Below are 21,043 nucleotides of genomic sequence, written 5' to 3' on the forward strand. Positions count from 1 at the left end.
TTTGAAAAATATTAAAATATCGTATATTCAAAAGTAAACCTGAAAAAATCAAAAAGGCTGTTGAAAATTCATTCAGACAGCCTTTTTTATTAAAAATCAATCAATTATTTTTTGATTCCGTACAAAGCTCCATAGGTATCACAAGCTCGGTAATCAGAACCTTCTTTATCCATTCCAAAAGCTGCCCAAGCTGATGGTCGGAAGATGTCTTTATCCTCCACATTATGCATCATCACAGGTATGCGAAGCATTGATGCTAAAGTAATTAAATCTGCACCTATATGCCCATAACTGATAGCTCCATGATTAGCACCCCAGTATGACATTACCGAATATACATCCTTAAAGTTATCTTTTGAAGGATCTAATCTCGGTACAAACCAAGTCGTTGGCCATGTTGGATTGGTACGTTCATCTAATGTTTTGTGTATATCCTCAGGAATTTCAACCGTCCAACCTTCTGCAATTTGCAACACAGGCCCAACACCTTTCACTAAATTGATTCGCGACATTGTTACAGGCATTTCTCCGACAGTTTTAAACTGAGACGAGAATCCTCCTCCACGGAAATACTCACGAATAGCTTGTGGCCAAAGCGTATTGTCTAAACAAGCCTGAACATCTTGCTCTGTAACTTCCCAATAGGGCTTTAGCAAATGGTTGCCTTCGCTGTCTTTCATTTGTCCAGTAGCATCCAAAGTAGTTGATCCTGAATTGATAAGATGAATAATTCCATTCTTAGCTCTGCCTTCAAGAGTTTTTCCTGTGATACGTTTTACGGCTTCCGGACTCCAATAGGTTCTCACATCTGAGAAAATCTGGGCTGTTCCTGTAAGTAAATGCCCAAATAACATACTTACACCGTTTAAACAATCATTTTCCGTTGCCACAACAAACGCTTGGCGGATGCCGTTCCAATCAAAAGATGAATTCAGAATTGCCTCAGGGAAGTCGCCATTAGGCATAAAATCAGTCCATTGGCGTTGTCCTTGGAAACCTGAAATTAAGGCATTACGCCCATTCGATTCTTCTCCAAAACCTAACTCGCGTAATTTTGGGTTACCAATCATTAAATCACGAATAATAATTGTCATTTTCACAACAGTTTCCCACTCATAATCTTTTTGTTTTTCATCGACAATATTATGTGCATTATTCCAATTTTTACCCTCTTTGCAATGTTTACGAGTCCATGCTATAGCTTTTTTATATTCATCTTTGTCGTAGATTTCTTCTTTGATACGACGTTGGATTTCAGACATATCTACGAACTCGGTGCGTACACCAAGATAATCTTGTAAGAAATGAATATCAACCATTGACCCTGCTATTCCCATTGATGAATAACCTAATGACAGATATGATTTTCCTTTCATGTAAGCTACGGCCAAACCTGATTTTACAAAACGTAAGATTTTCGCTTGTACATCAGCAGGGATACTGGTGTCATCAGCATCTTGCACCTCACTTCCGTAGATTCCAAATGCAGGAAGTCCTTTTTGAGTGTATCCTGCCAAGGCTGCAGCCAAATAGACAGCTCCTGGACGTTCTGTTCCATTAAAACCCCAAACCGCCTTTGGAATTAATGGATCAGTGTCCATGACTTCAGTTCCATAACACCAGCAAGGCGTAACGGTCAATGAAACACCTACTCCCTCACGTTGGAATTTGTCGGCACAATGTGCTGCTTCCGCCACACCTCCAATGGTTGTGTCAGCAATAACACACTCCACCTGTTCTCCATTCGGGAATCGCAGAGATTTACTAATTAAATCGGCTGCTGCTTGAGCCATTTTCATACACTGAACTTCCAATGATTCACGGACACCTTGCTCTCGCCCGTCAATCACTGGACGAATCCCCACTTTAGGAAGTCGTCCAATTAATCTTTCTTTATTCATTTTTATGATATTAATTTTAACCTTATTAATCCGAATCCTTTCTATCTCTTTATCAAAGCCAAACTAAAGTTACTTGAACATACCTCTTTATTGGAGAAACTGTCCTTAGATAGAGTAATTTATATTGATTTTTAATCTCTTACATTTTTATTATTCTTTTCTTCCTTTCAAAACAAAATACATGTAAATCAGTTACTAATCTTTTTATGGAATAATCAGCAACAAAAGAGCGTAATTTATTTCCAAAACACTATCCCAACCAACCTTCACGATCTAAACTTCGGTATTGGATTGCTTCCCCAATATGGTTTTGATTGATAGTTTCACTTTGGTCTAAATCGGCTATAGTCCGTGCTACTTTCAAAATACGGTCATATGCACGAGCCGAAAGATTCAAGCGACTCATTGCATCTTTCAACATCGAAAGTGAAGTTTCATCTAATTTGCAGAATTTTCGTATCTGTTTGGTATTCATTTGAGCGTTGTAGTGTATGTTTTCATACTCTCTAAATCGAGCAGTTTGTATATTTCTCGCTGCAATGACACGCTCTCGAATAGTATTACTACTTTCTGACTTATGTTCTGATGACAATTTTTCAAACGGCACAGGGTTTACCTCGATGTGTATATCAATTCGGTCTAACAAAGGTCCTGAAATTTTACTCAAATAGCGTTGCATTTCGGCAGGTGTTGAGGTCATTGGAGCATTGGGATCGTTGAAATAACCACTGGGACTTGGATTCATACTTGCCACCAACATAAAAGATGCAGGATAGGTTATGGTAAATTTAGCTCTTGAAATGGTTACTTCACGGTCTTCCAGAGGCTGTCGCATCACTTCCAAGACGGTACGCTTAAACTCGGGCAACTCATCTAAAAATAAAACTCCATTGTGAGCCAATGAAATTTCACCGGGTTGGGGATATGACCCTCCACCGACTAACGCCACATCAGAAATGGTATGATGAGGACTACGGAACGGACGGTGATACATCAAACCACTGTCTTTAACCCGCCCCACAATGCTATGTATTTTTGTCGTTTCCAAAGCTTCGTGCAAAGTCATTGGTGGCAAAATACTTGGTAAACGCTTTGCTAACATCGTTTTCCCAGATCCTGGAGGCCCTATCAGAATGATATTATGCCCTCCTGCTGCTGCAATTTCCATACAACGTTTGATTGATTCCTGCCCTTTAACATCCGCAAAATCGAACTCCGGTGAATCTATCTGTTTATAGAATTCCTCACGAGTATTAACAACCGTTTTTTCAAGTTCCTTTTCTCCGTTAAAAAAGTCAATAACATCTTTGATATTTTCCACTCCATAGACGTCCAAATCATTGACAATAGCGGCTTCCTTCGCATTTTGAACTGGTAGGATGAATCCCTTGAATTTCTCTTTTCTAGCTTGAATGGCTATCGGCAAAGCTCCTTTGATAGGCTGTAAACTCCCGTCTAAGGATAACTCACCCATAATTATATACTCCGAAAGGCGATCGCTTTCCACCTGTCCGTTAGCTGCCAAAATCCCGATGGCAAAACTCATATCATACGCTGAACCTTCTTTACGCATATCAGCAGGAGCCATATTTATAGTGATTTTCTTTCCTGGAATTTTGTAGCCTATATTTTGAAGTGCAGCAGCAATACGGTAGTTACTTTCTTTGATGGCATTATCGGGCAAACCAACCAAATGGTACCCCACACCTTTGTCTATATTCACTTCAATGGTAATAGTGGTTGCTTCTACTCCAAAAACAGCACTTCCGTATATTTTTACAAGCATAAAATCCAATGTATTAGTTCTACAAAGGTATTTTATATTTTGAAAAAAAACAAGTTTTTAAAGCGTTGAAAATTATTTTATTCTAAAAGAACCCTTTTCATTGATTTTCATAATGAGTTGTTCCCGTTTACCTTGGAGTGTAAATGTACTTTTTAATTTTAGCTGTGATTTGGTAATTGCTACGATGGAATAACTTCCTTTGGGAAGAAAAAATGAAGATCAACATGTTCCCGCAACGATGTTTTCAGAAAAATAAGGTTCAATACTGACAGAAACCGATTCAAAATAATTATTTCTGATAGTAAGATGATACTGTTCAGGTTCAATGGCATCTTTTCTGTGAAAAAATATATGCTATATCAGTAAAAAAGAGTGCTTGTTTGAATTTTTTTAAGATAATAATGTTAATATTTTCTTAAAAAATAAACAGTTCAGGTTCATTTTTTGACCGTTCATGCATAAATTGCTTTTTTTGAACAGAAAATGTTAAAATTTCATGTGGCACAAATTTGGTTAGAAGAAAATAGATATGTACATTTGTACCACAAATTATCTCTTTGAGAGTACAAACTCTCAGAAGGAAATCATTAATCATCTCTTTATATGGAAAAGGTTGTCTATATTCAATAGCAACCTTTTTTCTTGTAAATAAAACCGTTTATCATTCATATTTTTTTGTAGCTTTGCACCCGTTTTATGAAAAACATATTTCTTAAATGAAAAATCCTGTATTCCGACTGTACTTTATTGATGTCATGAGAGCTTTTGCCATTTGCATGATGTTACAAGGTCACTTTGTTGATGGCTTGTTAGCAAATGAATTTCGAAACTCAGAAAATATTTTTTATTCTACATGGTTGTTTTTTAGAGGATTAACAGCTCCTGTATTTTTCACCGTATCAGGTTTTATTTTCATGTTCCTCTTAGCTAAAGAAAAAACAGACGAAAAAATAGGATGGAATCACTCACGTGTTATTAAAGGAATCCGCAGAGGTATTGTATTGATTATCACCGCATATCTACTCAGAACACATATTAGAAGTCTATTGGTTTACGGAAAAATATATCCAAACACCTATATGATTGACGTATTGCATTGCATTGGGTTATCTCTACTATTTCTAATTTCAATTTATTTGTTTTCCTATCGAAAGAAAATTTACGTAATGCCATCAATTTTGTTAGGTTTCACACTAATTTCTTTTGTCTTTGCACCTATCTATTCAGCGATGAACTACGATTTTCTACCGATAGCACTAGCAAATTATTTCACAAAAGCGAACGGATCGGTGTTTACGATTTTCCCTTGGTTTGGTTACGCTTCCTTTGGTGCGTTTATGGGCGTCTTGTTTAGTATCTTTCGTAATAATAAATATGTTTATAGCTACGCAATTGTTTTCACATCTTTTTTCGGGTTGGTGCTATCCTTTATCTTTTCTCCATTCCTTTTATGGGTGAATCAACTAACAAACAGCGATTTAGCATTATTACTTGCCAAAAACGAGATATTCAATCGTTTAGGAAATGTTTTATTAGTATTTACAGTGTTCATGGCATTACGAAATGTGATTATGTCTGAAAAAATCCGCAGTATCGGACAAAATACATTGTCGATTTATATCATCCATTACATCATTCTTTACGGAAGTTTTACCGGATTCGGATTGTATCAGTATTTTCATTTTAGTTTAAATCCGTACATAACTATTATAGGAGCATTGCTCTTTGTAGCGTTAAACATCTGGATTTCATTCAGATACAATCACTGGAAATTTATTGTATTTGAAAAACTGCAATTTGTTATCACTGAAATAAAACAAGCCTTCATCGAAGGATATCGCCTAAGTACTAGGTTTTTCCTGAGACTCAAAAATCAAATATTATTACTACTATTGGCGTTCACCCGAAAATAATGGATGCCAACTAAACAACCTCAGCAACAACAAACGTACTGCCTCCTACGAAAATAAAATCTTCGGGGGTAGCATTCTTTTTTGCAAAAGTGAGTGCCAATTCTACCGAAGAGTAAGTATCTCCTTTTAAATTATTTTTGTTCGCCAATTCCTTTAAAAGATGTACATCCAACCCTCTTGGGATATTTGGCTTACAAAAATAATAATGAGCTGTTTTTGGAAACATTTTCAATACAGTTTCTACATCTTTTTCTTTTACAAACCCTAAAACAATATGTAAGTTTTTATAAGTTTCCTTTGCAATTTGGTCAAGAACATAGGATAACCCTGCCTCATTATGCCCTGTGTCACAGATAATTTTAGGATTTTCACCAAGTGTTTGCCAACGACCTTTTAAATTGGTATTTTTCACAACGCTTTTGAGTCCAATAGCGATGTTTTCTTCTGAAATATCCCAAAAATGGTTGCGTAAAAAATCTAAAACGGCAATAACCCCTTTAATATTTTTCTTTTGATAAAACCCTTTCAAATCGGTGGTTAAATGAGTTTTTATTTCATTAGCGAAAACAATTGGAGCGTTTTCTTCTTTTGCTTTTTGAATGAAGACATCTGCCGTTTGCTCATCATATTCGCTGATAACCACGGGTGTATTTCTTTTAATAATTCCAGCCTTTTCAGAAGCTATTTTAGGAAGTGTATTACCTAATATATCCGTATGATCTTTTGAAATGTTTGTAATCAATGACACTTCAGGAATTATAATATTGGTAGAATCAAAACGTCCTCCCAAACCAACCTCAATCACAGCTATATCCACTTGCTGTTTAGCAAAATAATCAAAGGCAAGTCCCACGGTCATTTCAAAAAAAGAGAGATTGTTAGCTTCGAAAAAAGATCGGTAATTAGCAATGAACTCAACTACCTCTTCCTGTGGAATTTCAAAGCCATTAATTTTTATTCGCTCCCGAAAATCACGTAAATGAGGAGAAGTATATAACCCCACTTTATAACCTGCCTCTTGTAGGACAGATGCCAACATATGGCTTGAAGAGCCTTTTCCGTTGGTTCCTGCGACATGTATGGTCTTAAATTTCGTTTGAGGATGTCCTAATTCGGTAACTAATTTTTGAATGTTATCAAGTTTATGGTTCAAAGCGCTACGTCCTTGTTGTTGAAACATCGGTAGTCTACTGAACATCCAATTGAGTGTTTGTTGATAGTCCAAGGTTATTCTCCTAACTTAAAATTAACGACAATAAATCCAACTTGACGAGCAGGAGCATTGCTGTCGGCATTCCATTTGTGCTTGAAAGCTGTTTTCCGAGCTGCTTCAAGCAAACAAGGTTCTCTACTGGTTGTTCCACGAGCTCCTGGGGTAGCTTTCACAACATTCCCATTTTGGTCAACTTCGATTTGTACAACGACTACGCCTTCTTCATTGCAGTTTTGTATCTCTTTTCCTTCAGCTTGAATGCTACGACCTTTAAGCCCCCAACCCTTACCGCTAGTTCCAGAGCCTCCTGCTCCGTAGTAAGAGTTTGCGTATGGATCACCATTCGGATCACCTTTGTATCCTCCAACCTTATCGTCACCCTGCCCTGATGTAGCATTACCACCAGCATTGGCTGCCCCCAGAATACTTGACAGTGCATCCGTAGCTTCTTTTGAAGGCTTAGGGGTTTCTTTTGGAGTTTCAGATGCAGTTGGTTTTGGATTCTCTTTAGGTTTCTCCTTTTTAGGTTCGTCTTTTTTCTTTTCTTCTTTCTTAGGTTCGTTTGTAGTAGCGACAACCTCTTCATCAGTATTCTCTTGAGCTAATAAGTTTTCTTTTACCTCTTCGATTTTAGTTTCTTGAGGCTGTGAAGGTTGTTCAACACGCGTGGACTCAGATCGAGAAGCACTGGGTGGCGGTGTACGCTGTCCACTTCCCATCAAATCTACACCAAAAATGACATCTACCCCATTTTCAGGCGGAGGGTCTAAATATTTCAGACCTGTAAAAAACAACAAAAAAACCGTAATCGCCATAATAAATATGGTGATAACTAATGATTTACGTTTGTGTTTTGTATCTACTATACTCATATTTCCTTTACTTCGGGCGTACAGCCAAAATAACCTTATATTGATTTTGGTTAGCGATGTCCATTACTGTCACGGCGTTCTCTATCGGTACGCTTTCTTCTACTCTCAAAATGATTGTAGGCTTTTCTACATCTTTAAGAGCATTTCTCAATTCTGTTTCTAAATTTTCAACCGCAACAGGTTTCCTATCAATAAAATAATCTAATTTCTTATTGATACTCACAGAAACATTCTGCGTATTTGTTGATTTTCCTTTGGCTTTGGGCAATAGCAAATCCAGCGCATTAGGACTGTTAGCCGTAATCATAAAAAACACTAACAGCAAAAACACAATATCGGTCATTGAGGACATGCTAAATTCTGCACTTACCTTGTTTCTACCTCTGATTTTCATTGTTTTACGAATGTTAAAATGTTATAGAGGTTCGTTCAACAAATCTAAAAACTCTACCACGTTTGCTTCCATTTGGTGAACCACTTTGTCAGTACGAACCACCAAGTGGTTATAGCCAATATAAGCAATAATTCCCACTATAAGTCCAGCTACTGTAGTTGCCATAGCCGTGTAGATACCACTTGCTAATGACCCCATTTCAGCCTGACCTCCTGCGGATGCCATCTCATGGAACGATAAAATCATACCAACAACTGTTCCTAAAAATCCAATCATAGGACCTGCTCCCGCAATAGTAGCCAAAATAGCAGTATTTTTCTCTAATTTATATACCTCTAATGTTCCTGCATTTTCAATGGCTTTGTTGATGTCATCAAGAGGCTTACCAATGCGAGAAATCCCCTTTTCAATCAAGCGAGATACCGGTGAGTTTGACTGCAAACAAAACATTCGTGCCGCATCTAACTTCCCTGCTAAAATGCTATCTCTAATTTTCATCATAAAATTCCTATCTACCTTGGAAGCTGCATTGATGGCAAATAATCGTTCAAAATAAATGAACAAAGCCACTGTAAGCATAGCAAATAGTACAGCAATGATGATAATACTTGAGGTACCACCATTAACAATTAAATCCATAACGGAAAGCGTTTTTTCCTCAACAAGAGCAGTTTCACTTGCAACACCAAGTGAATCAATAGATGTCTGTAATGCCATAATAATTAGTTAAGTTATTTCTTTAAACCCGCAAAAATAACAATTAATTTATTTATACCACAATATTTTTTATTGATTTTTTGTTTTAAATACTATAAATGTTCCTCTTCAGCATCTTGACTAAAAGAGAGAGATGATTTTATCTTGGAATGCACTTCCTAAAGTTAGATCAAAATAGCGTTTGCAGAACTTCCAAAGATTTATTTCTTTTAAAATTTGGAAAATGCCACTCGTAATATTTCAACAAACTGTTTAACAAACTATTACGAATAATTCTATTGGTTTTTACACTTTCTAAATCGGTATACGAAGTTTGAATGATACGTTTGAACAAAGCTAAAGCTTCGCCCGAAATGCTGTACTTACTCTGGTCAATAGTAGTAAAAATACCCTCCTCAACATTGAAAAACTGATGATTATCATCGAAAGTGTTAGGATAAAAACCTAAATAGTACGTCATATCAACTAAAAATTTTAGATGGAAATTTGCCGAAAATTCATTTTCATCAAAAAAATGAAGTTTTTCTTCTAAAAATCGATAAAATTCAGGTTCCTTGTGTTCCACATTGCAAACAATAGCACTTATTTCCGAAAGCAACATCACCACTGAACTTTTCAAAACATTGGTGTGTAACGAACGGTAAAAGCGCTTTAATTTAGCTTCTTTAATGCGTCCCAATGTTCCAGAATCTTTGTTTAAGGCTATCAGCTCCAATTGTGTAAAAGGTTGAAAAAGAGCCATCTTTAAAGTTGTTTTCTTAGATGATAATACACCTTGTAGCAGATAACTACGCATACCATATTCCTTTGTAAAACATTTGACAATCAAACTACTGTCAGTATATTTCATAGAGGAAATAACAATAGCATCGGTTTTTGTATACATGGGTAGGATAAAACTTTGGTGGCAAAGATACAACTTTTTGTAACACTTTTCTTTGAGATTTTGATATTTTCTCGTACCTTTACGGCTCCTTTAAAAATAATCATTATGAAAAATAGTTTTATCATCTTATTCATCTTCTTTACAGCCTTGGGATGTAAAAAGGATGGTGCAAATTTTAACAGTAATCCATTGATTTACAAGGATTACATTACAGGGTTTTCTAATGGATTAGTCTCTGCCGAATCCCATTTCAAAGTAACGCTGAATGAGGCTATCTCTCAGGAAAAGTTGGACAAAATTGATAATCTAAAACTTTTTGATATTTCTCCAAGAGTGAAAGGAAAGGTTGTGGCATTGAATAACCGACACATTGAATTTGTCCCAGAAGAACGTCTGAGTCAGGACACTGAATACAAAATTTCGTTTCAGTTGAAAAAATTATTTGACGTATCATCTGATTTAGAAGTATTTAACTTTACTGTTAAAACTTTTCAACAGGCATATAAAATTAAACAAGGAGATTTGCAGTCTTACAACGAAAACTTATGTTTCTTAAATGCCGAATTGCTTACCAATGATGCACTTGCATATGAAGAGGTGCAGAAATTAGTAACTGCAAAAGTAGGAGACAAAAGCATTTCAGTTAAAGTATCACCACAGACGAGTGAAAATCGTTATCCAATTATTTTTGACAGTATCCCACGTACGGATAAAGAACAACGCTTGGTAGTGTCGTGGCGTAACGACCAAGTAGCCGAAGAAAACAAAGAACCTTTTGATTATTTGATTCCTGAAAAGGGAAATTTTAAAGTACTATCAATAGTTGTTGACGATAAAACCAACAAATCGTTTTCGGTGAATTTTTCAGAACCTTTGGAAAGAAACCAAAATTTTAATGGATTGGTTTCAAGTGTTTTAGGAACGGAACAAAAATACAGCACCAATGGGAATGTACTGAAAGTATTTTTAGACGCTCCTGCTGAAGGCGATTACAAGTTATCTGTTTTTCAAGGTATTAAAAGTGTTTATAATAAACGTTTACGAACAGACTACACCACTAATATTTCTTTTTTACAACAGAAACCTGATTTGCGTTTTATTAAAAATGGTACAATTTTACCAAGTTCTGAAAATTTGAAAGTTAACTTTCAAGCAATCAATCTACGAGCAGTTCACGTAACAGTCTATCGTATCTACGAAAATAATGTACTTCAATTTCTACAAGAAAACTCTTTACAGTCAAGCAATTCCATTTACAGAGTAGGAAAACCTGTAGCTCGAAAAGTTATTGAATTGACTGAAAGTGCATTATATCCACTGAAGGAGTGGAACACCTATGCTGTAGACTTGTCATCAATCATCATGCCTGAACCAGGAGCCATCTATCGTGTTGAATTGGGAATGAAAAAGAATTACGCTCTTTATGGCTGTGGCAAAGATGATGAACCTTTGGATTATTCTTTTGAAGATGAACCTCTTGAAAAAGATAATTTCTATGATGATGACTATTACTATTGGGAAGGTAGTGACGATCCTTGTGAAGAATCATATTACACATATAGAAGTAAAACAACCAACATCTTAGCTTCCGATCTGGGAGTAATCGCTAAAAAAGGACAAAATAATAATTACACCATCGTAGTTAATAACATTTTGACTACTGAACCTGTAGCTGGAGCTTTGGTAGAAGTATTTGATTATCAACAGCAAAAGATCAATGAAGCGAAAACCGATAAAAAGGGAATTGCCAACTTTGATTTGTCATCACGAGCGTTCTTTGCAGCTATTAAGAAGGACAATAGCACAACCTACATTAAAATGGATGATGCTATTCCTCAGTCAGTTAGTAAATACGATGTAGATGGAATGCGTTTGCAAAAGGGATTGAATGGATTTGTTTATACAGAGCGTGGTGTTTGGCGTCCGGGAGATAGTATTTACGTTGGATTTGTACTTAACGATTTTGCTCAGAAAAACCCTGAGAAATTACCTGTAAAATTAACATTTACAGACCCTTATGGAAAAGTAGTTGCTGAACGTATGCAAAATAGCAATGAATCGAATCACTACATGTTTGGTTTAAGCACCTCACAAGATGCTCCAACTGGGAATTGGAGCGTAAATATTGCAGCAGGAGCTTCTCGCTATACCAAACAAATTAAGATTGAGACAATTAAACCTAACCGATTAAAAATAGAAAACAGTTTGCATGGACAACAAATTTCAGCACGAGGTTCCAACGCTCATTTACGTGTATCATGGTTACATGGAACACCTGCAGGAAATACCCAAGTGAGTATGAAAGCAAAATTCTATCCGATGGAAACTCTTTTCAAAGGATATGAAGAATATATATTTAACAACGAAGCATACCAGTTTGAAAATCAAGAAATTGATGTGTACGAAGGAAAAACTGATGAAACAGGGAATACTAGTTTCTTCTTTAAAACGGAGAATTTGGAAGCTCCTGGAATGTTGCGTGTCAATCTATTGACACAAGCTAGTGAAAGTGGTGGTGATTTCAGTACAGATGTTAGTACAGCGTCTTTTTCGCCATACAACAATTATGTTGGATTGGGCTTACCAGAGGTGAACAAATACGGATATTATGGTACCGAAAAAAAACATACATTCGAAACAATTGTAGTCTCTGAACAAGGTCAGCCATTACGTAACAAACACGTATCGGTTGCTATTTACAAAGTAGGTTGGAATTGGTGGTGGGATGCTTCTAATCAAAATATTTCAACTTACAACAGTTCAAGCAGTAATTCACTGTATGCAACTACTAGACTAACGACTGATGCCAGTGGAAAAGCTTCTTTTGACATAGAAATTCCTGACTCGGATTGGGGCAGATATTTCGTCTTACTTTCTAATGAAGACAGTGGACATAAGTCTGGAACTTCTGTTTATTTTGATTGGGATTCATGGAGTGGAAAATCACGTAATGTAAGTGGCGATGAGGCTGTAATGCTTACATTAGGAAGTAATAAAAAAGAATATAATGTTGGCGAAAAAGCTACTATTTCGTTCCCTTCAGATGAGGGAGGAAGAGCCTTGATTTCTGTTGAAAACGGAAGCAACGTTTTGGAAACATATTGGGTAGAAACGGACAAAAACGAAACAACCTATGATATTTCTATTACTGATAAAATGGGGCCAAATGTCTATGTTTACGTAACTTTGCTCCAACCTCATGCTAACACTGTAAATGATTCGCCTATACGCCTGTACGGAATTTTACCAATCTCAGTGATTGATAAAGAGACACAACTTACACCTGAGATAAAAATGCCTGAAGTATTGCGTCCAGAACAAAAAACGATTATCAAAGTAAGTGAAAAATCAGGAAAACCAATGACTTATTCTTTGATGATTGTAGAAGATGGTTTATTAAATTTAACAAGGTTCTCAACCCCAAATCCGTGGAAAACTTTCTTTTCAAAAACCGCTTTAGGAGTGAAAACTTGGGATGTTTATAACGATGTGATTGGTGCTTATGGAGGCACTATTAATCAAGCGTTTAGTATTGGTGGAGACGAAGATTTAGGAGGAGCTGAAGCTCAGAAAGCTAACCGATTCAAGCCTTTTGTAATCGTAAAAGGACCTTTTAAACTCAAAAAAGGAGGAACAAATACACACGATATTCAAATTCCTAATTACATAGGATCAGCACGTGTGATGATTGTAGCATCGAATGTGGAGAAAAATGCGTATGGTTTTGCTGAGAAAAAAGAAGTACCAGTTCGCAGTCCACTAATGTTATTAGGTTCACTGCCTCGCAAAGCCGTTCCAGGAGAGCGTATTACCTTACCTGTAACTGTATTTACAATGGAAAATAACATCAAAAATGTGTCTATATCCGTTGAAACTAATGAACAGTTCAAAGTGGTTAGTGATCGTTCACAATCCTTATACTTTGAAAAACCAGCTGAAAAAATGGCTTATTTCGAATTAGAAACCACAGCAGCTATGGGCATAGGAAGGGTTAAGATTACAGCTTCATCTGGTAACGAAAAAGCAGTTTATGAAGTGGAAATGGATGTTTATAATCCAAATCCAATGACATATCACATCAGTAAGGAAGTGATTAGCGAAGGAAAAACAGCTAATTTCTCAATGAAGGCGTTTGGTGATAAAGCCAATGCTGTATTGGAAATTTCGAGTTTCCCTGGAATTAATTTGCACCAGCGATTGAACTATTTGATTTCCTATCCACACGGATGTGCCGAACAGATTACTTCAGGAGCATTTCCTCAGTTATTCTTAACTGATTTTATGAATCTTACATCTGAAAAAATCGAAGAAACTAAGCGAAATGTAACTGCTGCAATTAGTAAACTACACGAAAACCAACTTACTAACGGAGGATTTTCGTACTGGAAAGGTAGCAACTACGCCGATGATTGGGCAACATCCTATATTGGGCAATTTTTTATTGAGGCTGAAAAACGAGGATACGTGCTTCCTTCAGGAAGTAAAAATAAATGGTTGACTTACCAAAACAATGCAGTACGTCAATGGAAACACGAACCACGTTATAGTAATGATTTTGCCCAAGCATATCGCTTATATACGTTGGCTTTGGCGGGAAATCCAAATATAGGTGCAATGAATCGTTTACGTGAAATGAAAGAAATTTCAGTCAAAACTAAACGTATGTTAGCTTCTGCGTACGCTGTAGCGGGACAGAAGAAAACGGCTGAAAATCTGTTCCAAACGATGAGTACAGACAATGATGGAGACTATTACTACTATGGTTCGGAACTTCGCAATAAAGCGATGGCATTAGAAACAGCCTTACTTATCGGTAAAAAACAGGAGGCTGCAGAATGGGCTTTCCAAATCGCAGAAAAATTGTCTTCGACAGATTGGTTGAGTACGCAAACCACCGCCTATTCGTTGTATGCAATGGCAAAATACGTGGCTGTGAACAAAAGTGGTTCTGATTTTTCAGCAGCATATGTGCTTAACGGGAAAACCGAAAATATAAAATCTGACGAACCTATGGCATCAATCACTTTACCAGTCAAAGGTGAAAAACAAACCGTTCAGGTAAAAAATAATTCAAAACAAACTTTGTATGCTAAATTGATTACCAGTGGTGTACTCCCTGTTGGGGAGGAATTAGCTATGCAAAACGGATTAGCAATTTCAACTACATTCCGAACTAAAGGTCAAAACACCGATATTAGCCAATTGCAACAAAGTACCGAATTTACAGCAATTATTGAAGTTAGAAATTTGACGCAAGATTATGTAAATAATATAGCCTTAACACAATTAATTCCATCCGGATGGGAAATTGTCAATACTCGATTTACGGACTATGGAGGAACTGAACAAAATAATCTTGATTATGTTGATTTTAGAGACGACAGAGCTAATTTCTATTTTGCATTGCGAGGTCAGGAAGTAAAAGTAATTCAATTGAAGTTAAACGCTTCTTACGCAGGAAAATACTATTTACCTGGAACCTATGCGGAAGGAATGTACGACAATCGTTACAATACTCGAACTGAAGGCAAATGGGTAGAAGTAATAAGAAAATAATATTTAAGGGTAAATTCTTAAAATAATCTAAAAAAAATATATATTTTTGCGGGTAAAAAGTTCTGAATAACCTTTCTGAGGAGAGGGCATAATCTCAATTAACATCAATTTTAGTTGTAATTGGAATTATTTCCTCTCCTTGGTGTTGGGGTGGGGGAGATGCAACTGCAATTCGCCCGAGTAAACGAAAACAATTATTAACATATAAAATAAAAAAATGTCTAAACAAGAAAAACTATCATTCGATGTGTTAATCGAAATTCCAAAAGGAAGTAGAAACAAATATGAATATGATTTTGATTTGAAAAAAATACGTTATGATCGTATGATTTTCTCTTCCATGATGTATCCAGCCGACTACGGTTTTGTACCTGAAACCTTAGCATTAGACTCTGACCCTTTGGATGTGTTGGTTTTGGTTTCTGAACCAACTTTCCCTGGTTGTGTTATGGAAGTTAAACCATTGGGAGTCTTCCATATGGCAGATGAAAAAGGGCCTGATGAAAAAATGATTTGTGTACCAGTTTCTGATCCAGTTTGGAGTAAATTAAACACCTTAGAAGATGTTAATCCACACTTGATAATGGAAATTGAACATTTCTTTCAAGTGTACAAAGATTTAGAAAAAAAGAAAGTAGCTGTCAATGGTTGGGGAAATTTAGATGAAGCAATCGAGATTTACCACGAGTGTAGAAAACGCTATGAAACGAGTGAAAAGAAATATTCTATTCGATAATTTAATAAAAATATAAAATGAAAAGTACAACTTTAACCGATGTACACATTGCTTTAGGAGCTAAGATGGTTCCCTTTGCTGGGTATAACATGCCTGTTCAGTATGAGGGGGTAAATATCGAACACGAAACCGTTCGTAATGGTGTTGGAGTGTTTGATGTAAGCCACATGGGAGAATTTTTCCTAAAAGGAAAACACGCTTTAGATTTAATTCAAAAAGTAACCTCAAACGATGCTTCAACGTTATTTGACGGACGTGCTCAGTACAGTTGCTTACCAAACAACGAAGGCGGAATTGTAGATGATTTAATTGTTTACAAAATAGCTGACGAACATTATTTACTGGTCGTTAATGCTTCAAATATCGAAAAAGATTGGGACTGGATTAGTAAACACAATACTTGGGGTGTGGATATGGAAAATGCTTCTGACCAGTATTCTTTATTAGCAATTCAAGGGCCAAAAGCCATAGAAGCAATGCAAAAACTTACACCTGTGAATCTTGGGGACATTAAATATTATCACTTCGTTATTGGAGAATTTGCAGGAGTTCAAGACGTAATTATCTCCGCAACTGGCTACACAGGAAGTGGAGGAATTGAAATATATGTTAAAAATGAGCATATTAAACATGTTTGGGATAAAGTTTTTGAGGCAGGAGCTTCATTTGGTATCAAACCAATTGGACTAGCAGCACGGGACACCTTACGTCTGGAAATGGGCTTCTGTTTGTACGGAAATGATATTGACGATACCACCTCTCCAATTGAAGCAGGACTTGGTTGGATTACCAAATTCAACAAAGAGTTTGTAAACTGTGAAACCATCAAAGCACACAAAGAAAACGGTGTAAGCAGAAAATTGGTAGGTTTTGAAATGCAAGAGAAAGCAATTCCTCGGCATGACTACGAAATTGTTGATGCAGATGGCAATATCATAGGAAAAGTTACCAGTGGAACCATGGCGCCATCACTGGGCAAAGGTATTGGTTTAGGCTATGTACCTACTGAATTTTCCAAACCTGGAAGTCAAATTTTTATCCAAATTCGTAAAAACAGAGTACCTGCCACAGTAGTCAAATTACCGTTCTACAAAGTATAGGTTCTAAAAAAAGAATTTAAAAAAAATATTCAAAAATCTTGGAATACTGAAGCAAGCAAATAAATTGCATGTATTTAATAAGTTTTAACACTTTGGTAATTCATAAATTAAATGTAATTTATCAAAAAAAACTTGAATAAATTCTTAAATCAACATACCTAAACGGAATTAAAAAATAAAAACATCATTATTCATGATTGTTGTAGTTTTTTGGTTCCGTTTTTTTTTGGTACTCCTCACTGTTATCTATAGAAACTAATAGATAAGAACAATAAAAACTTTTTTTATTTATAAAACACACAATAACAATAATTTAATCAGTTAAAAAGGATATAAACAAAATATACCTTTGAACTGCTTATGCTATACGGATAAGGTATAAAGAGCATATGTAGAGCCGCTTCTTTTTTAGATTTATTCAAAATAGCAAAAAAGTGATTAAAATCATTTTTTTTACTGATTAAGATTGTGTACTTTTGCCACATCTATTATTCTGAATTTGATTTAACAATGAGTGTTATTTATATGTTAATAACTATAAGTATTGCTGTAGCGTTACTATTTTTCTTTCTGTTCATAACGGCAGTTCGTCGTGGTCAGTTTGATGATAGTCATACCCCAGCTGTGCGTATGTTATTTGAGGATGAGCTTGTTGGTTCGGAAGATACAGAAAGTAAACAATCTAAAACAGAGAAACTAACAGATAATTAATTTCAATAAATAATGGAGAAGCAACAATTTTACTATGACAACAAAATTGTAAGGAAGTTTCTTTTCGCTACCCTTGCTTGGGGAGTAGTGGGAACATTAGTTGGGCTTTGGTTAGCCTACCTATTTTTATTTCCGAGTATGTCGAATGAAATTCCATGGTTGAGTTTCGGACGACTGCGTCCATTGCACACCAACGCGGTGATTTTTGCGTTCGTGGGTAATGCGATTTTTGCAGGGGTTTACTACTCTATGCAACGCCTTTTGAAAGCTCGTATGTACAGCGACTTTCTAAGTAACCTTAACTTCTGGGGGTGGCAACTCATCATCGTGGCAGCTGCTATTACTCTTCCGTTGGGTTACACTTCTTCCAAAGAGTACGCCGAATTGGAATGGCCTATTGACATTGCTATTGCTGTGGTTTGGGTGGCTTTTGGAGTGAATATGATTGGAACGCTTCTCAAAAGAAGACAACGCCACATCTATGTTGCTATTTGGTTCTACTTGGCAACATTTGTAACCGTTGCTGTGTTACACATATTCAATAACTTAGAGCTTCCAGTGACCATGTGGAAATCCTACTCTGTGTATGCAGGAGTACAAGATGCTTTGGTACAGTGGTGGTATGGACACAATGCGGTTGCGTTCTTCTTGACAACACCTTTCTTGGGACTAATGTACTATTTCGTTCCGAAAGCAGCAAACAGACCTGTTTATTCTTACCGTCTATCAATTATCCACTTTTGGAGTTTGATTTTTATTTACATTTGGGCAGGACCTCACCACTTATTGTATACGGCTCTACCAGAATGGGCTCAGAACTTAGGTGTTGTATTCTCTGTGATGTTGATTGCTCCGTCTTGGGGAGGTATGATCAACGGATTGCTAACTCTTCGTGGAGCTTGGGACAGAGTTCGTGAAAATCCAACTTTAAAGTTCATGGTTGTTGCTATCACAGGTTATGGTATGGCAACTTTTGAAGGGCCTATGCTTTCATTGAAAAACGTGAATGCTATTGCACACTTTACCGATTGGATTATTGCTCACGTTCATATAGGAGCTTTGGCTTGGAACGGATTCTTGGCATTCGGTATGATTTACTATATCGTTCCTAAAATGTGGAAAACAAACCTTTACTCGATGAAATTGGCTAACTTCCATTTTTGGATAGGTACACTGGGAATTGTTTTCTATTGTCTTCCGTTATACGTGGCTGGATTCGTTCAAGCATCTATGTGGAAAGAGTTTAATCCAGATGGAACATTGGTTTATGGAAACTTTTTGGAAACCGTAACGCAAATCATACCAATGTACTGGATGCGTGCTATTGGAGGTACATTCTATGTTACAGGGGTAATAGTAGGAGCTTATAACGTTATCAAAACCTTGCAAACAGCTCCGAAATTACAAGATGAATTGGCAGAGGCTCCTGCATTGACCAAAATAAGCAATGGTAGATTGCAAGGAGAAACTTTCCACACTTGGTTAGAAAGAAAACCTATCCAAATGACTATTTGGGCTACGGTTGCGATCTTAATAGGTGGTATCGTTCAAATTGTTCCTACTATTTTTGTAAAATCTAATATTCCAACTATTTCAAGTGTGAAACCGTATACTCCATTAGAGTTAGAAGGTCGCGATCTTTATATTCGTGAGGGGTGTGTGAGTTGTCATAGCCAAATGGTACGTCCGTTCCGCAGTGAAGTTGAACGTTACGGTGAATATGCAAAGGCGGGTGAATTTATTTATGATCGTCCATTCTTGTGGGGAAGTAAACGTACAGGTCCAGATTTGTTACGTTTGGGAGGAAAATACTCTGATAACTGGCATTTCAACCATATGTATGATCCAACAAGTACATCACCAAACAGTATAATGCCTGCTTATCCTTGGTTGACAAGAAATAAACACGACCGAAGCGATATCGAAGCTAAGATGCGTGCTTTAGTTAAGTTAGGAGTTCCTTACACCGAGGAAGATATTGCCAATGCTCACGCTTCTATGGAGGCTCAAGCTGCTAAAATTGAGCAAAATCTGCATAATGATCCTGATTTCGTGAAACAATACGAAGGGGCTAAAGCAAGTGCTCAACAAGCAGGAAAAGAATTTGTTCCGATGAAAGACCGAGAAATCGTTGCTTTAATCGCGTACTTACAGCGATTGGGAACAGATATTAAGTTGGAAAAAAAGTAACAAATAATGCTCAAATTTATTAAGGAACATATGGCGACGATTGATGGGATTGAGATTTTTCCCATCATATCTTTCCTGATATTTTTTATCTTTTTCTTAGCACTCTTCTGGTGGGTGTTCGGATATAAGAAAGAAACTATCGATACGATGAATAATATTCCTTTTGATAATGATGAGGACGAAAATAACAATACCTTACAATGAAAAAGAATTTAATACCATTTTTACGAGTAGTAACCATCGTTGGTGTTGTGGCTCTTTTCATAGAGTTGCTCTATGGAACTAAAGAAAGTACAGCATTTGCTAAATACTATCAAGTTCCGTTGTTTTTGACTTTCTTGTTCTTCTTACTTGTTTTTACAGAAGTAGTCTTGAAAGCAGTTCAGAACCTGATTTCGGGTATCAAATCTAGGTCAGGTGCAGAAGAAGGAACGCTTTGGCAGCGTTTTTATGCAGGAATGGTGGAACAAGTGCCTCTTGAAAAAGAGGGAGATATCCTTTTGGAGCATGAACACGATGGCATTCGTGAATTAGATAATACTTTACCACCTTGGTGGGTGTACCTTTTCTATGCTACTATTGTGTTCATGGTTATTTACTTGGTACGATTCGAGGTTCTAAAAGATGATAATCAAATTGACGAGTATAACAAAGATGTAGCTCGTTCAAAAATTGAAGTTGCAGAGTATAAGAAAAATAATCCTTTCGAAGTACGCTTGTTGGTAGATGATGCTTCAGTTGTTGAAGCAGGAAAAAAAGTATTCCAAACCAATTGTGTTGCATGTCACGCAATGGATGGTGGAGGTGGTATCGGACCTAATTTAACGGACGACCATTGGATTTTAGGAGGAAATATCAAAGATATCTACAATACTATATCAGAAGGTGGACGTGATGGAAAAGGAATGGTTGCTTGGAAATCACTATTGAAGCCTACTGAAATTGAGCAAGTAGCAAACTATATTAAAACACTGAAAGGAACCAAACCTGCAAATCCAAAAGGACCTGAAGGTGATCTGTACACCGAGTAAAAGTGTTTTCAAAACTTAATATTGGCAATAGGGAAAT

15 protein-coding genes are annotated in these 21,043 nt (G+C 36.5%); 8 read left to right on the forward strand and 7 right to left on the reverse strand.

What is annotated here, in order from left to right:
• Window positions 1–104: 104 nt before the first annotated feature.
• Together CCAND38_RS00650 and CCAND38_RS00655 are read right to left on the reverse strand one after the other, a co-directional pair.
• A complete protein-coding gene (locus tag CCAND38_RS00650; protein WP_156129740.1) occupies window positions 105–1,901 on the reverse strand; it encodes an L-fucose isomerase in 1,797 nt (598 codons plus the stop codon).
• A 250-nt stretch (window positions 1,902–2,151) separates the two neighbouring features.
• Window positions 2,152–3,687: a YifB family Mg chelatase-like AAA ATPase gene (locus CCAND38_RS00655; RefSeq protein WP_042007971.1), complete on the reverse strand. Its 1,536-nt coding sequence runs from the start codon at window positions 3,685–3,687 to the stop codon at window positions 2,152–2,154.
• A 716-nt stretch (window positions 3,688–4,403) separates the two neighbouring features.
• Here CCAND38_RS00655 and CCAND38_RS00665 point away from each other — a divergent pair.
• The gene (locus tag CCAND38_RS00665) at window positions 4,404–5,600 is read left to right on the forward strand and encodes a heparan-alpha-glucosaminide N-acetyltransferase domain-containing protein (protein WP_042342974.1); all 1,197 of its coding nucleotides are present in this window, start codon (window positions 4,404–4,406) and stop codon (window positions 5,598–5,600) included.
• A 10-nt stretch (window positions 5,601–5,610) separates the two neighbouring features.
• Here CCAND38_RS00665 and CCAND38_RS00670 read toward each other — a convergent pair whose 3' ends face one another.
• From CCAND38_RS00670 to recO, 5 genes are all read right to left on the reverse strand, one after another.
• On the reverse strand, window positions 5,611–6,825 hold the full coding sequence (locus CCAND38_RS00670) for a bifunctional folylpolyglutamate synthase/dihydrofolate synthase (RefSeq protein ID WP_042342976.1): 1,215 nt from the start codon (window positions 6,823–6,825) through the stop codon (window positions 5,611–5,613).
• A 2-nt stretch (window positions 6,826–6,827) separates the two neighbouring features.
• Entirely contained in the window at window positions 6,828–7,685 is an 858-nt protein-coding gene (locus CCAND38_RS00675; RefSeq protein WP_042342978.1) for a hypothetical protein, read from the reverse strand.
• A 7-nt stretch (window positions 7,686–7,692) separates the two neighbouring features.
• On the reverse strand, window positions 7,693–8,079 hold the full coding sequence (locus CCAND38_RS00680; protein ID WP_042342980.1) for an ExbD/TolR family protein: 387 nt from the start codon (window positions 8,077–8,079) through the stop codon (window positions 7,693–7,695).
• A 21-nt stretch (window positions 8,080–8,100) separates the two neighbouring features.
• The gene (locus CCAND38_RS00685; protein WP_042342983.1) at window positions 8,101–8,799 is read right to left on the reverse strand and encodes a MotA/TolQ/ExbB proton channel family protein; all 699 of its coding nucleotides are present in this window, start codon (window positions 8,797–8,799) and stop codon (window positions 8,101–8,103) included.
• Between the two features lie 166 nt (window positions 8,800–8,965).
• Window positions 8,966–9,682: a DNA repair protein RecO gene (recO, locus tag CCAND38_RS00690; protein WP_042342984.1), complete on the reverse strand. Its 717-nt coding sequence runs from the start codon at window positions 9,680–9,682 to the stop codon at window positions 8,966–8,968.
• A gap of 105 nt (window positions 9,683–9,787) precedes the next feature.
• On the opposite strand from recO, the gene CCAND38_RS00695 reads away from it, so the two are divergent.
• The 7 genes from CCAND38_RS00695 to CCAND38_RS00725 all read left to right on the forward strand — a co-directional run bounded on the left by CCAND38_RS00695 (window position 9,788) and on the right by CCAND38_RS00725 (window position 21,006).
• Window positions 9,788–15,238 carry an alpha-2-macroglobulin family protein gene (locus CCAND38_RS00695; RefSeq protein WP_042343035.1) on the forward strand — a complete coding sequence of 1,817 codons (5,451 nt, stop codon included), beginning with the start codon at window positions 9,788–9,790 and terminating at the stop codon, window positions 15,236–15,238.
• A gap of 217 nt (window positions 15,239–15,455) precedes the next feature.
• Window positions 15,456–15,974, forward strand: a complete 519-nt coding sequence (locus CCAND38_RS00700; RefSeq protein WP_042007953.1) for an inorganic diphosphatase — start codon at window positions 15,456–15,458, stop codon at window positions 15,972–15,974.
• A 17-nt stretch (window positions 15,975–15,991) separates the two neighbouring features.
• A complete protein-coding gene (gcvT, locus tag CCAND38_RS00705; RefSeq protein WP_042342986.1) occupies window positions 15,992–17,074 on the forward strand; it encodes a glycine cleavage system aminomethyltransferase GcvT in 1,083 nt (360 codons plus the stop codon).
• Window positions 17,075–17,584: 510 nt separating this feature from the next.
• A complete protein-coding gene (ccoS, locus tag CCAND38_RS00710; RefSeq protein WP_042009732.1) occupies window positions 17,585–17,785 on the forward strand; it encodes a cbb3-type cytochrome oxidase assembly protein CcoS in 201 nt (66 codons plus the stop codon).
• A 12-nt stretch (window positions 17,786–17,797) separates the two neighbouring features.
• Entirely contained in the window at window positions 17,798–19,975 is a 2,178-nt protein-coding gene (gene ccoN, locus CCAND38_RS00715; protein WP_042342987.1) for a cytochrome-c oxidase, cbb3-type subunit I, read from the forward strand.
• 6 nt (window positions 19,976–19,981) lie between these two features.
• Window positions 19,982–20,179 (forward strand): cytochrome c oxidase subunit IV, encoded by a 198-nt coding sequence (locus tag CCAND38_RS00720; protein WP_042009728.1) that lies wholly within the window; start codon window positions 19,982–19,984, stop codon window positions 20,177–20,179.
• Window positions 20,176–21,006, forward strand: coding sequence for a cbb3-type cytochrome c oxidase N-terminal domain-containing protein (locus tag CCAND38_RS00725; RefSeq protein WP_042009726.1), 831 nt, complete (start codon window positions 20,176–20,178; stop codon window positions 21,004–21,006). Before CCAND38_RS00720 ends, CCAND38_RS00725 begins: the two co-directional genes overlap by 4 nt.
• Window positions 21,007–21,043 lie beyond the last annotated feature (37 nt).

This window comes from Capnocytophaga canis, from assembly GCF_000827555.1.
GTDB lineage: Bacteria > Bacteroidota > Bacteroidia > Flavobacteriales > Flavobacteriaceae > Capnocytophaga > Capnocytophaga canis.